Source organism: Mycolicibacterium duvalii, from assembly GCF_010726645.1.
In the GTDB taxonomy this organism is placed as follows: domain Bacteria; phylum Actinomycetota; class Actinomycetes; order Mycobacteriales; family Mycobacteriaceae; genus Mycobacterium; species Mycobacterium duvalii.
The window spans coordinates 4,177,660-4,192,352 of sequence record NZ_AP022563.1; the positions used below are offsets into that span (position 1 = coordinate 4,177,660).

General features: G+C 69.3%; 12 protein-coding genes. 6 read left to right on the forward strand and 6 right to left on the reverse strand.

Features of this window, described 5'->3' with window-relative positions; genetic code table 11:
* Positions 1 to 47 precede the first annotated feature (47 nt).
* The 4 genes from benA to G6N31_RS19775 are packed head-to-tail and all read left to right on the forward strand — an operon-like array spanning position 48 to position 7,217.
* The gene (benA, locus tag G6N31_RS19760) at positions 48 to 1,415 is read left to right on the forward strand and encodes a benzoate 1,2-dioxygenase large subunit (protein ID WP_420089942.1); all 1,368 of its coding nucleotides are present in this window, start codon (positions 48 to 50) and stop codon (positions 1,413 to 1,415) included.
* A gap of 1 nt (position 1,416) precedes the next feature.
* Entirely contained in the window at positions 1,417 to 1,947 is a 531-nt protein-coding gene (gene benB, locus G6N31_RS19765; RefSeq protein ID WP_098000471.1) for a benzoate 1,2-dioxygenase small subunit, read from the forward strand.
* An 11-nt stretch (positions 1,948 to 1,958) separates the two neighbouring features.
* Positions 1,959 to 4,550 (forward strand): benzoate 1,2-dioxygenase electron transfer component BenC, encoded by a 2,592-nt coding sequence (gene benC, locus G6N31_RS19770; protein ID WP_098000469.1) that lies wholly within the window; start codon positions 1,959 to 1,961, stop codon positions 4,548 to 4,550.
* A 33-nt stretch (positions 4,551 to 4,583) separates the two neighbouring features.
* Complete coding sequence (locus G6N31_RS19775) at positions 4,584 to 7,217, forward strand: helix-turn-helix transcriptional regulator (RefSeq protein WP_098000467.1); 2,634 nt, start codon at positions 4,584 to 4,586, stop codon at positions 7,215 to 7,217.
* On the opposite strand, the gene G6N31_RS19780 is transcribed toward G6N31_RS19775, so the two are convergent.
* Genes G6N31_RS19780 through pcaD form a run of 3 tightly spaced genes read right to left on the reverse strand, consistent with a single transcriptional unit; the run spans position 7,163 to position 9,428 of the window.
* Positions 7,163 to 7,849 carry a CoA transferase subunit B gene (locus G6N31_RS19780; RefSeq protein ID WP_098000465.1) on the reverse strand — a complete coding sequence of 229 codons (687 nt, stop codon included), beginning with the start codon at positions 7,847 to 7,849 and terminating at the stop codon, positions 7,163 to 7,165. The two genes, G6N31_RS19775 and G6N31_RS19780, sit on opposite strands and share 55 nt — an antisense overlap.
* Positions 7,846 to 8,649 (reverse strand): CoA transferase subunit A, encoded by an 804-nt coding sequence (locus G6N31_RS19785; protein WP_098000463.1) that lies wholly within the window; start codon positions 8,647 to 8,649, stop codon positions 7,846 to 7,848. Before G6N31_RS19785 ends, G6N31_RS19780 begins: the two co-directional genes overlap by 4 nt.
* Positions 8,646 to 9,428, reverse strand: a complete 783-nt coding sequence (gene pcaD, locus G6N31_RS19790; protein WP_098000461.1) for a 3-oxoadipate enol-lactonase — start codon at positions 9,426 to 9,428, stop codon at positions 8,646 to 8,648. Before pcaD ends, G6N31_RS19785 begins: the two co-directional genes overlap by 4 nt.
* Before the next feature lie 73 nt (positions 9,429 to 9,501).
* On the opposite strand from pcaD, the gene G6N31_RS19795 reads away from it, so the two are divergent.
* On the forward strand, positions 9,502 to 10,422 hold the full coding sequence (locus G6N31_RS19795) for a LysR substrate-binding domain-containing protein (RefSeq protein WP_098000459.1): 921 nt from the start codon (positions 9,502 to 9,504) through the stop codon (positions 10,420 to 10,422).
* Here G6N31_RS19795 and G6N31_RS19800 read toward each other — a convergent pair.
* Complete coding sequence (locus G6N31_RS19800; RefSeq protein ID WP_234815122.1) at positions 10,320 to 12,008, reverse strand: alpha/beta hydrolase; 1,689 nt, start codon at positions 12,006 to 12,008, stop codon at positions 10,320 to 10,322. The two genes, G6N31_RS19795 and G6N31_RS19800, sit on opposite strands and share 103 nt — an antisense overlap.
* A gap of 140 nt (positions 12,009 to 12,148) precedes the next feature.
* Between G6N31_RS19800 and G6N31_RS19805 the strand changes: the two genes are divergently transcribed.
* Complete coding sequence (locus G6N31_RS19805; RefSeq protein ID WP_234815121.1) at positions 12,149 to 12,808, forward strand: TetR/AcrR family transcriptional regulator; 660 nt, start codon at positions 12,149 to 12,151, stop codon at positions 12,806 to 12,808.
* Positions 12,809 to 12,820: 12 nt separating this feature from the next.
* Here G6N31_RS19805 and G6N31_RS19810 read toward each other — a convergent pair whose 3' ends face one another.
* Positions 12,821 to 13,843: an NAD-dependent epimerase/dehydratase family protein gene (locus tag G6N31_RS19810; protein WP_098000457.1), complete on the reverse strand. Its 1,023-nt coding sequence runs from the start codon at positions 13,841 to 13,843 to the stop codon at positions 12,821 to 12,823.
* 44 nt (positions 13,844 to 13,887) lie between these two features.
* A complete protein-coding gene (locus tag G6N31_RS19815; RefSeq protein WP_098000455.1) occupies positions 13,888 to 14,691 on the reverse strand; it encodes a DUF5718 family protein in 804 nt (267 codons plus the stop codon).
* Between the last annotated feature and the right edge of the window lie 2 nt (positions 14,692 to 14,693).

The following is a 14,693-nucleotide window of genomic DNA, read 5'->3' on the forward strand; positions in this document are numbered from 1 at the left end:
ATGCCACTGTGCAAGAAGACCTCACACCGCACTGCTAGGAGATGCCCGTGACCGCATCCGCGACCGACCCCGTGAGCCACGTCGCCGGCGTGCTCGCCGACGCCGTCATCGATGACCCCAAGGCCGGCGTCTACCGAGCCAACCGGCGCATCTTCACCGATGAGGAGATCTTCGAGCTGGAGATGAAGCACCTGTTCGAGGGCAACTGGATCTATCTCGCGCACGAGAGCCAGGTCGCCGCCCCGGGCGACTACTTCACCACCTACATCGGCCGGCAGCCGGTCGTGATCACCCGGTCCAAGGACGGCACCCTGAACTGCCTGATCAACGCCTGCGCTCACCGCGGCGCGATGATCTGCCGCCGTAAGACCGACAACCGCATGACACTGACCTGCCCGTTCCACGGCTGGACGTTCCGCAACGACGGCAGCCTGCTCAAGGTCAAGGACCCCGAAGGCGCCGGCTACCCGGAGTCCTTCAACGTCGGCGGGTCGCACAACATGACCAGGGTCGCGCGGTTCGACAGCTACCGCGGCTTCCTGTTCGGCAGCCTCAACCCCGATGTCGTGCCGCTGACCGAACACCTCGGTGACGCCACCACGGTCATCGACATGCTGGTCGACCAGTCCCCAGAGGGGCTGGAGGTCCTGCGCGGATCGTCAACCTACACCTACGACGGCAACTGGAAGGTGCAGGCAGAGAACGGCGCCGACGGTTACCACGTCACCGCTACCCATTGGAACTACGCGGCCACCACCAGCCGACGGAACACCGGCGAATCCGCCAACGACACCAAGGCCCTCGACGCCGCCAGCTGGGGCAAATCCGGCGGCGGCTACTGGTCGTTCCCGAACGGGCATCTGTGCCTGTGGACCTGGGCGGCCAACCCGCAGGACCGGCCGCTGTGGGACAAGCTCGCCGAGCTCAAGGCCGCCCACGGTGAGGCCAAGGGCGAGTTCATGGTCAAGGGATCCCGCAACCTGTGCCTGTACCCGAATGTGTATGTGATGGACCAATTCTCGACCCAAATCCGACATTTCCGCCCGATCAGTCCGGACAAGACCGAGGTCACCATCTACTGCATCGCCCCCAAAGGCGAGAGCGATGCGGCGCGGGCCGCACGGATCCGGCAGTACGAGGACTTCTTCAACGCCTCGGGCATGGCCACGCCCGACGATCTGGAGGAGTTCCGGTCCTGCCAGTTGACCTTCCGGGCGGAGGCGGCCCCGTGGAACGACATGAGCCGCGGTGCCCAGCACTGGCTGACCGGTCCTGACGAAGTCGCCGAGTCGCTGGGCATGCACGCCGTGCTGTCCTCGGGCCGCAAGAACGAGGACGAGGGCCTTTACCCCGTCCAGCACGGCTACTGGCTGACGGCGATGAAGCAAGCCCTGGCAACGGAATCGGAGAAGTGACATGACCTACGACGCTGTGCTCGGCCCGGTCTCCGGAACGGCGACCATCACCCAGAACGCGATCGAACAATTCCTCTACCGGGAAGCGCGTTACCTCGACGACCGCGAATTCGAGAAGTGGTTGCAGTGTTACGCCGACGACGTCGTGTACTGGATGCCGGCCTGGACCGATGACGACCGCCTCGTCGAAGACCCCCACCGCGACATCTCGCTGATCTACTACGCCAACAAAGGCGGCCTGGAAGACCGCGTGTTCCGGATCCGGACCGAACGCTCCTCGGCGACGTCGATTCCCGAACCGCGCACCAGTCACAACATCACCAACGTCGAGATCATCGAACAGCGTGGCGACCTGGTCGACGTCCGATTCAACTGGCACACCATGTACTTCCGGTACAACACGATCGATCCGTACTACGGCACCTCGTTCTACACCATCGACTTCGGCGGCCCGGAGCCGCTGATCCGACGCAAGACGGTCGTGCTGAAGAACGACTACATCCACCACGTGGTGGACGTCTACCACTTCTAGAGGAGACTGCCGTGTCAGCACCCACCAGGCCCCCCGGGCCCACCACCCCGACCGACACGTACTCGGTGGCCCTGTCCTTCGAGGACGGGGTGACCCGCTTCGTCACCTGCCGCAGCGACCAGACCGTCGCGGATGCGTCCTACCGGTCTCGCATCAACATCCCCCTGGACTGCCGGGACGGGGCCTGCGGTACCTGTAAGGCGTTGTGCGAGTCCGGCAGTTACGACGGCGGCACCTACATCGACGACGCGCTGTCGGCCGACGAGGCCTCGGCGGGCTACGTGTTGCCGTGCAGTATGCGACCGCGGTCGGATCTGGTGCTGCAGATCGCGGGCACCTCGGAATCCGCCAAGACGCAGGCCAGCGATTACTCCGGCACGCTGACGCAGCTGCAGCGACTCTCGTCCACCACCGTCAAGATCGGGATCGACATCCCGAATCGCGGCGAACTGACCTTCCTGCCGGGGCAGTACGTCAACATCGCGGTGCCCGGAACCGATCAGAGCCGGTCGTATTCCTTCGCCAACGCTCCGCATGAGGAGCGCCTGACGTTCTTGGTCAAGCTCACCCCCGGTGGCGCGATGTCGGACTACCTCGCGAACCGGGCCGCCGTCGGCGACGCGATCACGTTCACCGGGCCCAACGGGTCCTTCTTCCTGCGCGACGCCGACCGCCCGGTGCTGCTGCTCGCCGGCGGCACCGGCCTGGCGCCTGTCCTGTCGATGCTGCGCGCCATGGCAGCGCAGCAGAGCCGCCGCCGTACCCATCTGATCTACGGGGTCAGCACCGATGTCGATCTGGTCGCCATCGACGAGATCGCCGCAGTCGGCGCGGAATTGCCCGACTTCAGTTGGGACCACTGCGTCTCGGATCCCCACAGCACGGCGATCAACCGCGGGCCCGAGCGGGCCTACGTCACCAGTCTGATCGACGGGGAGCACCTGCACGGCGGTGACGTCGCGATCTATTTGTGCGGACCGCCGCCGATGGTCGAGGCCGTCCGCACGCACCTCAACGGCGCCGGCGTGGAACCCACCGGCTTCTACTACGAGAAGTTCGGCTTGGCGAACACCACCGAGGCCACCGCTGCGACGGCCGGGAGCGCCACGCGGCGCGCGACCGGCGCGGAGGCATCCGAAGAGTCCGTCCTGACGGCGCCCGATGCACGAGGGGTCGTCGGGCAGACCGTTCTCCCGCGACGGACGATCGCGCCGCTGGCGGCCTACCCGCCGACGTCGGAGGCCGACGACACCGCCCGGCGTATCAGCGGTCAGGTCGTGTTGCCCGCGCTGCCGCAGCACGACGACGAACCGGTGATCAGTACCGACGGCTACGAGATCGGCGAGGAACACCCGGACATGCGCACGTCCGATGCGCTGTTCGAGGCTCGCGCGGCGCTGGAACTCGGGGCGCTGGAGCTGACCGTGGGACGCCTCGACAGCGCGCAGTTGGCCGGCTACCGGCTCCTGGCCGAGTCGACGCTGCCCTACGTCGACGGCGACCGCTTCGTCGACCCCGCGCAGTACACCGAGACCAACGCCGCGTTCCACGATTACCTGTTCACCATGACCGGCAACGAGCACCTGTTGCACGCGTACCAGGCGCTCGACGTCAAAGGCCGGATGAGTGCGACGTTGCGGCGGGCGACCTGGTGCCATCCCCGCTGCGCCACCGACCACGTCGAGATCGTCGACGCGATCGAGGCCGGCGACCGGGCAGGCGCGCGCGCATTGATCTCCGCTCATGCGCAACGCTCCATGCAAACGATGCGGCGCGCCATGGCCGACGCCGCAGCCGCGCCCGGACCGGCGTTCACCAGCCCCGGTCGATTCAGCGGCAAGGTCGTGATCGTCACCGGCGCCGCGCAGGGGATCGGCGAACACACCGCACGCCGCGTGCACGCCGAAGGCGGCACCGTGGTGCTGGCCGACCGTTCGGCACTGGTCAAGGAACTCGCTGACGAGCTGTCCGCGACCGCTGGTCCGCAGGCCCTCGCCGTCACCGTGGACCTGGAGCACGCCGAAGGCGCCGACGACCTGATCCGGCAGACGTTGGCCACGTTCCGGACCGTCGACGTGCTGATCAACAACGTCGGCGGGGCGATCAACTTCAAACCGTTCACCGAATTCAGCGCCGAGCAGATCCGCGCCGAGATCGACCGGTCGCTGATGACCACCCTGTACTCGTGCCGGTCGGTGCTGCCGACGATGGTCGAGCGCGGCCACGGCGTCATCGTCAACGTGTCGTCGGTGGCCACCCGCGGGATCCACCGGATTCCCTACTCGGCCGCCAAGGGCGGCGTCAACGCGCTGACGGCGTCGCTGGCGATGGAGTACGCCGACACCGGCATCCGGGTGGTCGCCGCGGCTCCGGGCGGCACGGCCGCACCGCCGCGGAGAATCTCGCGCGGGACGCCCACGCCGGCCACCGACACCGAACAGGCCTGGTTCGACGCCCATGTCGAGCAGACCCTCGACTCGTCGCTGTTCAAGCGCTACGCCACCCTCGACGAACAGGCCGCCGTGATCTGTTTCCTGGCCTCCGACGAGGCCTCCTTCATCACCGGCACGGTCCTGCCGGTCGCGGGCGGCGACTTGGGTTGATCGACGGCGCGGCCGGCGACCTACGATGGGAACGTGAGCCCGGCGCGCGCCCCGTTCGTCGGTCGCGCACGTGAAATCACCGAACTCGGCCGGCGGGTGGCCACGACAAGCACCGACGGCATCGATGTCGTCGCGGTGACCGGCCCGGCCGGGATCGGCAAGACGACTCTGTTGCGCCGGATCGCCACCGAGTTCGACAACGCCCTGTGGGCGAGCGCCACCGCCTGGGAGACCCCGTTGGCCGGCGGGGTGATGTCCCAGCTGCTGCAGGGACCGGCGCCCGCCGACCCGGTCGCCGCCGCCGAGGAATTGGCGCGGGTCCTCGCCGCCGAATTCCCGACGGTGCTCGTCGTCGACGATGCCGAGGATGCCGATCCACTTTCGTTGCAGGCACTTTCGACGTTGACGCGGCACCATCGTCGAATTCCCGCGCTGATCGTGGTGAGCGTGGTCGGCGAGATGCCCAGCGAAATAGGTGATCTCGTCGCGCGAACCTTCGAACTGCCCGGACTGAGGCCTGGCGAGGTCGCGGAATTGGCGTCGGCCCGCGGACACATTCTGCACCCGGCGACGGCGGCCCGGCTCACCCGCCACACCGACGGCAATCCCGGCCACGTCCTGGCCCTGCTCGACGAGTTGGCGCCGGAGACGTGGAGCCGACTCGACGCGCCCCTGCCCGCCCCGCGCAGGATCACCGAGCAGGTCGACGCCGCGCTCGACCGCGCGGGGCCGCACGGTCAGGCCCTGTGCGTCGCACTGGCCGTGCTCGACGATGACGCCACCCTGGCCGACGCCGCCGCGCTGGCGGTCCTCGACGACCCGCTGACCGCACTGGAATCCGCCACCCGGGAAGGGCTGGTGGGCCCCGGCGATCCGGGCGCACCGCGGCTGCGCGACAACCTCACCTCCGCGGCCGTGCTCGACATCGCCGGGCCGCGGGCAGTCGCCGACGCGCACCGGCGCGCCGCCGATCTCGTGGCCGATCCGGCCCGGCGGCTGCGACACCGGGTGGCCGCCACGCCCGTGCCCGACGAGGCACTGGCCGACGAGGTCGACACGCTGGCGCGGTCGTGCGGCGCGGAGGGCGCCTGGGCACAGGCGGCGTCGCTGTTCCGGGACGCGAGTCGGCTGACCGCCGACCCGCTGGCCCGCGACGAACGCCTCACCCGGTCGGTCGACGCACTGGTGGCTGCCGGTGACTGCCTGGGTGCCGCCGCCTATGTACCGGCGATCGAGAGCCTGCGTGAAACACCGCTGCGCAACGCGGTTCTGGCGTATCTGGCGATCCTGCGCGGCCGCTCCACCGAAGCCGAGATGCGTCTGGCGCGTGCCTGGGACATCGTCAACACCGACCGCAACCCGGCCGACGCCGCCTTCATCGCCCAGCGACACGTGCTGCACACCCTGGTCCGGTGCGAGGGTGAACAGCTGGTCCATTGGGCCGACCGGGCACTCGGCCTGGCCGACGAGGACTCTCCCGCGGCGATCGAGGCGGCCGCGGTCCGTGGCCTTGGGTTGCTGGCCGCCGGACATCCGAGACGTGCCGCCGCGGCCTACGACGATCTCTCGAACCGGGTGCGGCACGGTGCGCAGGCCCAACGGGTGGTGATGGGTCGAGGGTGGGTGCAGCTGGTGCGCGACGACGTCGACGGCGCGCGCGCCAGTCTGGAGAGCGCGGTCGCCGCGGCCGCACTGGGCGGTTCGACGCGGATCACGTTGTGGGCGTTGGCGTGGCTGGCGCGGGTGCGGTTCGCCGCCGGCGACTGGGACGACGCGTTGGCCAGCGTCGCGCACGGTCGGCGGCTCGCCGCGGAGAGTGGAATCGTGCTGGTGACACCGCTTCTCGAGTGGACCGCCGGCCAGATCGCGGCGCTGCGCGGTGACTGGGCGGGCGCCGAGGCGGCGGTGCGTGCGGCGTCCTCGGCCCCCGGTGAATACGCGATGATGCGCATCCCGACGCTACTGCTGCGCGGCCAGATCGCCGAGGCACAGGCCGATTACGCGGCGGTGCGCCGAATCGTGACGCCGTTGCGCGGCATGGCGCGGGGCACGTCCCTGCAGGAGCCGGGCTACTGGCCGTGGCCGGACCTGTTGGCCAACGCGATGGTGCTCGACGGCGACCTCGACGGGGCTGACGAATTCCTCCGTCCGCACGAGCAGCGTGCGAGGTCCCGCGGCCACCGCAGCGCGGCCGCGCGCCTGGCCTACGCTCGCGGCCGGCTGCTCGGCGCGCAGGGGGACATCAACGCCGCGCGGCGGGCGTTCGACGAGGCCCTGGACCGCCTCGACGGACTGCCGCTGCGGTACGACCTCGCCCGGATCAACTTCGCCTACGGTCAGACGCTGCGCAGGGCGGGCAAGCGCCGTGCGGCCGACGCGGTGATCAGCGCAGCCCGTGAGCTCTACCTGGCTCTGGGCGCGGACACCTACGTGGCGCGATGCGACCGCGAGCTCAAGGCCGGCGGGCTGCATCCGCAACGGGAGGGCACCGTCGAACTCACCCCTCAGGAGGAGGCGGTGAGCAACCTGGTGGCTCAGGGGCGTTCGAATCGCGAGGTCGCGGCCGAGCTGTACGTGTCCCAGAAGACGGTGCAGTATCACCTCACACGCATCTACGCCAAGCTCGGCGTGCGCTCCCGCTCCGAGTTGGCCGCGCTGCGGCGCTGACGGGGGTCGGCGACCGGCGCCCCGGTGGCGGCGGCCAGTTGCTCGTAGCTCACGCCGGGTGCAAGCTCGACGAGGGTGAACTCCGTGCCGGTGACATCGAGCACTCCCAGATCGGTGATGACGCGGCTGACCGCGCCCTTGCCGGTCAGGGGCAGGTCGCACCGCGAAACCAGTTTCGGGGCGCCGTCTTTGGTGACGTGGTCCATCAACACGATCACCCGGCGCGCTCCGTTGACGAGATCCATCGCGCCGCCCATGCCCTTGACCATCGCACCGGGCACCATCCAGTTGGCCAGGTCCCCGTTGACCGCGACCTGCATTCCGCCCAGCACCGCGACGTCGATGTGGCAGCCCCGGATCATCGCGAAGCTGGTCGCCGAATCGAAGTAGGACGCCCCGGGCACCACCGACACCGTCTGCTTGCCGGCGTTGATGAGGTCCGGGTCCACCTCGTCGTCGTAGGGGAAGGGGCCCACGCCGAGGATGCCGTTCTCGGCGTGCAGGGTGACGCCGGACCCCTCGGGCAGGTAGTCCGGGATCAGCGTCGGCAGCCCGATCCCGAGGTTGACGTAGTCCCCGGCGTGCAACTCCTGCGCGGCCCGGGCGGCCATCTCCTGGCGACTCCAGCTCATGTCAACGCCTCCTGCAGCACTTCGTCGCGGTGCGGTACGCGCGGCCGGGTGGTCCGCCTCTCGATGCCCTTGCGGGCGGCCTGCTCCCGGGTCAGTTCCACGACCCGCTGGACGAAGACACCGGGTAGGTGCACCTCGTCGGGATGGATCACACCGACGTCCACCACCCGCTCGGCCTCGACGACGGTGACCCGTCCGGCCATCGCCGCCGATGGATTGAAGTTGCGCGCCGCGGCGTGGAAGACACAGTTGCCCGCCCGATCGGCTACGGCGGCGCGGACGAGGGCGAAGTCGGTGACGATGGACTCCTCGAGCAGCATCTCGCGGCCGCCGAAGATGCGGACCTCCTTGGCCGGCGAGGCCACCGCGACGGTGCCGTCGGCGTGGTAGCGCCACGGCAGCCCGCCCTCGGCGACCAGCGTGCCGACCCCGGTCGGGGTGAAGAAGGCGCCGATCCCGCTGCCACCGGCGCGCAGCCGCTCGGCCAGGGTGCCCTGCGGGGTCAGTTCGACGGTGAGTTCGCCGGCCAGGTACTGGCGCGCGAATTCCTTGTTGTCCCCGACGTAGGACGCGATCACGCGGGTGATGCGGCGCGCTTCGAGCAGCAGACCGAGCCCGGCGCCGTCGACACCGCAGTTGTTGCTCACGATGGTCAGGTCGTCGGCGCCCTGCTCGAGGAGCGCCTCGATGAGGAACCACGGGATGCCGGAGAGGCCGAACCCGCCGACCGCGAGGCTTGCTCCCGACCGGATGTCGGCGACCGCATCGGTCACCGTTTCACTCACTTTGTCGCAGGTCATGATTTCTCCAGATGGTTGATGAGGGCGTCGGTGACCTGAGCCGGTTGTTCGGCATTGGCCAGGTGCGCGGCGCGGTCGAGCACGCGGAGTTCGGCCTTGGGGATCAGGTCGGCGACCTCCGCGAGCTTGTCCACAGGGGTGGCGGGATCGTCGGCACCGGCGATCGCCAGCGCGGGAGCCTCGATGTCGGGCAGCATGTTTCGCAGGTCGAGGTCGGCGATGGCCTCGCAGCACGCGGCGTACCCTTCCGCCGGAGTGCTGGCGACCATGTCTTCGTAGCGGCGCCGGGTCTCCGGGTGGGCCCGAAGGTAGCCCGGCGTGAACCAGCGGGCCACGACCGACTCCGCCACGGCGGCCGCCCCGTCGGCGCGGACGGTGGCGGCGCGCTGGCGCCATGCCGCGGCCGGCGGCAGCTGCGCCGCGGTGCACAGCAACGCAATCCGGTGCACACGTGCGGGTGCGGCTGCGGCCAAACGCATCACGGTCATTCCGCCCAGGGACAGCCCGACGAGGTGCGCACGGGCGACCTCGAACCGATCGAGCAGCGCCAGCAGATCGCCGGCGAGGTCGTCGATGCGGTAAGGCCCGCCGGGAATCGGGGAGGACCCGTGGCCGCGGGTGTCGTAGCGGATCACCCGGAAGCGTTCTTCGAGGGCGGCGAGCTGCGGGTCCCACATCCGGTGGGTAGATCCCAGCGAGTTCGACAGCACCACGACCGGGCCGTCGCGGCGGCCGCTGTCGACCGCGTGGACCGTCACCTCGGTCGAGTTCTCGGACATGACTCCAGGCTAGGGCGCATTTCCGATATCGTGAAATACATATTTTGCGTAAATTGATACCTCAGGAGTCTCAATGCCGGAGTTGCGTCATCTGCGGTACTTTCGTGCCGTCGCCGAGGAACTGCACTTCGGCCGCGCCGCGGAGCGTCTTCACATGGCGCAGCCACCGCTGTCTCAACAGATCCGCCAGCTGGAAGCTGAAGTCGGCGCCCAGCTGCTGACCCGGACCACCCGTTCGGTCGGGTTGACCCGCGCCGGCGAAGCCTATCTGCGCCGCGCGGTGCGGATCCTCGACGCCGTGGACGCTGCCGGGAGCGAGGCCCGGCGTATCGCCGACGGCGTCGAGGGCCAGCTCACCATCGGCTGCGTCGGATCGGCCACCTACTCGCTGCTGCCCCGACTGGCGCGAGCGCTGGGCGAGACGCTGCCGGGTATCGAGGTCAGCGTCCGTGGCGAGATGCTGGCCCCGGCACAGCTTTCCGCACTGGAGGCCGGGGAGATCGACCTGGCGCTGCTGCGCCCGCCGGCCGGCCGGGCGGGCATCACGGCGGTGACGGTCCGCCGGGACCGGTTGTTGGTGGCGGTACCGGCCGACCACCGGCTCGGCGCCCGACGGCATGTTCGCGTGGCCGATCTCCGCGACGAGACGTTCATCGTGCACGCCGGTCAAGGCCGGTCGACCATGAGCACGTTGGTGGCCACGCTGTGCGGTCAGGCCGGGTTCGTCCCCGCCGTGCGCCACGAGGTCATCGAGACGTCGACACTGGTCACACTGGTGGCGGCCGGTCTCGGGATCGCGATCGTGCCGGCACCGACCGCCGAACTGGCCATCCTCGGCGTGCGGTACGTGCCGCTGTCCCCGGCATCGCTGACCGTCGATCTGCTGGCCGCTCACGCCACGGACAACGCGCTCCCCTCGCTGCCCCGGGTGCTCGAGGTGCTGGCCGCGGTGGCTGCGTCGTATCCGCGTAGCGGCTCGTACACGAACAGGTAGCGACCCCCGAAGTCGAAGATCGCAGTCAGTAGCACGTCGAGCCATACGGGCCAGACCGGGCGGGGCGGGTTGCCCAGCGGCAGGACCACAGCCGTCGCGGTACCCGCCGGAGTCTCGATCGGAATCGACTGGCGCGCATCGCCGTAGAGACCGTCGCGGGTCCCGTCGAACAGATCGTTGACCCAGCCCGCGGTGATCGAGGAGGCGGCATAGACGTTGCGCGGCTGGCTGAACCCTCCGACCACATACTGAGCCAGCTGGAGCAGCGTGTTGCCGCCGGTCATGTAGTCGATGTGCAGACCGCCTTCGAGGCCGACACCGGTGAAGCGACCGGGCCGGGCCAGCGTCAGCTTGTCGGCCATGTCACCGCCGCGACTCCAGAAGTAGCGCTGCGAGGAGATCAGGTAGATCGGCCGGTCGGCGTCGCCGGTGAGCTTGGCCAGTGCGTCGGACACCAACCGGGAACCGCTGGGTTCCACGCCGTCGAGCATCACGATGCCCATCAAGTCGTCGACCGCACCGTTGTCGGCCATGAACCCCGCCGCGCTGGTGACCAGCGTGCCCCCAGCCGAATGCCCAACCAGCACGAACTTCGTCGGCAGGGTCAACTCGTACCCCGCTGCAGCAGTGGCACTTTCGTTCAGCGCAGTGCGATCCCCGACGAACAGCTCGGCGACTGCGCGGTGCATGGTGGAGCCGCCGACCCACGCCGCGTCGGGGGCGAAGAAGTTCGACGACAACGACGGCGCCACCACGATGCTGTCGGTGCGCTCGGCCAGCTTTGCCGCGGTGTAGCTGTACATCGGACCGCTGGCCAGAAATCCGTGCTGCAGATAGACCAGGCGAGTGGAGTCGTTCACGGTCTCGGGGAAGTACCAGTCGGCCGCAACGGTCCGGCCCTTGCCGACGGGCAGCTTCAGCGACCCGGTGCGGACCGTCACCGTGCTCCCGGCAGGCAGTACGGGTGGACCGTCGACCAGATGGACCACGCCGATCAGCAGGTTGACCACGACCGAGCCGACGACATTGAGCAGCGACGCGGACCGTCGGGGCTCGGTGCGGGCGGTCGTCTGCAGCGTGGCCACCTCGGTGGCGGTGTCGCGCGAGCCCGACTCGGCCAGAACCGGCGACGGACCGCGCTGCTGTTCCCGGCGCGGCGATCCGGCCTGCCGCCGGTCCGCGGTCGGCAGCATCGCGGGCAGAATCTGATTGTCCGACAAAGCCTCCGGCAGGTCGGGTAACCGGGCCGGTGCACGGTCGGCGCGCACACCCACTCCGGGGGAGTCCTCGGCCCGCGCCGTGTCGGGTTCTGGCACCTCGTCGACGACGATCTCCTCGGCGGCATTCCCCTCGCGCTCCTCGTCGCGGGCCACCGCGGGTTCGCGTGCGGCGGTGGCGCTGCGGCGGTGCTCGCGGCGCGTCGTCCGGTCGCTCTCCCGGGTGCGGGGCTCACCGCGGTCGGCCGAGGTACTCGAAGACGCACTGCCGGGGTCGGCGGCGGCTACGGGCGCCCACCCGGCCACCAGACCCGACAGCGACGCGGCCAGCATGCCCGCCCCGACGAAGGCCGCCACCCCACGCGCCATCCGAGACCCCCAGTAAATAAACATTAGTTTGGATTTGTGTATTTATAGTCGGAGACGCCGCGGGAACACAAGGGGTGGTTGCGGCATACTTGGGCTCGCCGTATCCCGGATGTGACCGAGCCGTGCGACCGAGGAGCGCGATGCCTGCCCACCAGACGTCGTCCCCACGGCGACGAGGACGCCCGCCCGGCGGCGGAAACACCGCAGAGCAGGCCAGAACCGTGCTGATGGACGCGGCCGAACGATCAATTCTGCAGCGCGGTTTCGCCGCGTCGACGATGGAACTCATCGCTCACGAGGCCGGCTACTCGCGAGCGGCGATGTACCGCCACTTCCCCAGCCGGCAACGATTGCTCGAGGCGCTGGTGCACCGCAAGACCCGTCGGCACCAGGCCGACATGCTCGCCCGCCTACCGGTCGACGGCACGCTGGCGGACCTGCTGGTCGAGAGTATGGTCCTCGTCGCGACCGAGTTGATTCACGATCCGCTGTTACAGACCCTGTCGGAGAACACCGACGAGGGCACCGTCGCCCACCTGGTGGCCAACGATCCGGCTCTGCCCGAACTCGTCGAACAACTCGTTACGGCCTTGCACGACGACGCCGCCGCCGCGCAGCTGCGGGCCGGGATGCGCCCGGGCGACGTCGGACAGTTCCTGATCACCACCGCGCTGACCATGCTGCTGGGCATCATCCCGGGCAGCGATACGCCCGACACCGCCCGACGTTATCTTCAGACCTTCGTACTGCCGGCCATCCTGGCCGATCCACCGCCTCCCCGGCCGGTGTTCGAACGCTGAAAGCGCAACGGCTCAGGCCGACTTGGCGCGCTCTACGTAGTTCTCGGCAGCGCGCGCGATGGCGTGCTCGGTGGGCGCGGGCTGCCACCCCAGCTCGCGCGTGGCCTTGGCGTGGCTGGCCGGCGAGGTGAACTCCAGCAGGAACGCGCTTTGCCGGCTCATCGGAATGTCCTTGCGCAGAAGCGATCCCACGAGCTCGGACACTGCGGCGACACCGCGCACCACCGCCATCGGGATACCGAAGCGTGGCCGGCGGGCGCCCACCGCGTCGGCGGCGGTGTTGAGCAGCTCGCGATGGGTCATGAAGCGTTCGGAGATGATGTATCGCTCACCGACCCGGCCGCGCTCGGCGGCGCGCAGCATCCCGTCGGCGGCGTCATCGATGCCGACCACCTCCGACCCCACCCCTCGCACGTAGAACGGCAGCTTGCCCAGCGCGGCCAGCTGCACGAACATGCCCTGGCGCGGCTGCCAGTCCGGCGGCCCGTACGGATTGGACACGTTGCAGACGACCACCGGCACCCCACGCCCGGCGGCGTAGGACAGCGCCAGTTCCTCGGCAGCCCGCCGAGACGCGATGTAGTTGCCGGCCCGGTCGGCCCAATTGAACGGGGTGTCCTCGTCGACGGTCGCGCCGTTCTCGCCGACGGCGATGGTGCCGATCGTGCTGAGGAACACGAAGCGGCGCAGGTTCGCCTCGGCCGCGGCGTCGAGCACCCGGCGCAGACCCTCGACGTTGGTGGCGAACAACGGCGCCGGGTCGCGCAGTTCGGCACGGGTGTCGACGATGCAGTAGTACACCACGTCCCGGTCGGCCATCGCCGCTGCGACCGTGGCGGTGTCGAACGGGTCACCGTAACAGCGCTCGACGGCCAGACCGTCGATTCCCTTGGTGGAGCTCGACTTCCGCAACAACACCCGGACGTCTGCGCCGCCGGCGACCAGGTGGCGGGTCACACACGCACCGACATTGCCGCTGGCGCCCAGCACCAGTGCGCGCTGTCCCGACACCGCCACGTCATTGTCACCGGCCATGACGACGCATGGTAACGGAGATCGCTACCGTAACGCCGACAGTTCTAACGGACCAACTGGTCGAGTTCGGCCGCCGCGCCCGACTCGGTGTCGTAGACCCGCACGATCGCGCGGTCCCCCGGCTTGAGGAACGTCGACTCCCCCACCTCGGTGTAACGGGTGGCGCCGATGCCGATCAGCACGTTCTTCGGATGGCCGCTGGCCACCATCAGGGCCCCGACGTCCTCGAGGGGGGTGTCCGGGGAGCCCTTCTGGTTGGCGAGGCGCTCGACGATCCAGTCCAGCAGCACCTCGCCGTAGTACGAGTAACCGATCAACGGGCTGTCCACGCCGTATTCGTAGTCTTTGCCGTCGCTGTGCAGGTGGCAGACCAACCGCATCGTCGCGGTCGGGCCGTCCGGGGTGAGATCACCGATGTCGAAGAAGTTCGCCGACACTCCCTTCGACGACGGGCCCCAGTTCTTCTTGTAGCTGATCTTGGGCGCCCCCGGCCGACGGATCGAGCAGTCGTTGAAGGCTCCCACCGCGAACGGCTTCAGCGTGACCACGGTGTCGCCCTCCCAGACCACCTCGCAGGCCAGCCCGACCTCGGGCTCGATCTGCAGGTTCAGCGGCCCCGAGTCCTGCGTCGGCGGCAGCACGATCGCGTCGTTGGACAACGGGAACTCACCGAGAAAGGTGTCCGAACCGGGCGCATACCAGGGGAAGATCCCTTTGGGCGCTTCGCCCTGACTGGTCACGTTGACGAAGTCCGCAGCCTCGCCGGCCTGCTCGAGGTGTCCGGCGAAGTTGCCGGCCACGCCGAACCCGAACCAGCCGGTCATCTCGCTGAGCGCGATCTCGATCACGG

Coding starts and splice junctions, on each gene's coding strand:
- pcaD (WP_098000461.1), bottom strand. CDS start 9,428: ATGTCCGAGAACTCGACCGAGGTGACGGTCCACGCGGTCGACAGCGGC.
- G6N31_RS19810 (WP_098000457.1), bottom strand. CDS start 13,843: ATGGCCGGTGACAATGACGTGGCGGTGTCGGGACAGCGCGCACTGGTG.
- G6N31_RS19805 (WP_234815121.1), top strand. CDS start 12,149: ATGCCTGCCCACCAGACGTCGTCCCCACGGCGACGAGGACGCCCGCCC.
- G6N31_RS19800 (WP_234815122.1), bottom strand. CDS start 12,008: ATGGCGCGTGGGGTGGCGGCCTTCGTCGGGGCGGGCATGCTGGCCGCG.
- G6N31_RS19785 (WP_098000463.1), bottom strand. CDS start 8,649: ATGACCTGCGACAAAGTGAGTGAAACGGTGACCGATGCGGTCGCCGAC.
- benB (WP_098000471.1), top strand. CDS start 1,417: ATGACCTACGACGCTGTGCTCGGCCCGGTCTCCGGAACGGCGACCATC.
- G6N31_RS19795 (WP_098000459.1), top strand. CDS start 9,502: ATGCCGGAGTTGCGTCATCTGCGGTACTTTCGTGCCGTCGCCGAGGAA.
- G6N31_RS19780 (WP_098000465.1), bottom strand. CDS start 7,849: ATGAGCTGGAGTCGCCAGGAGATGGCCGCCCGGGCCGCGCAGGAGTTG.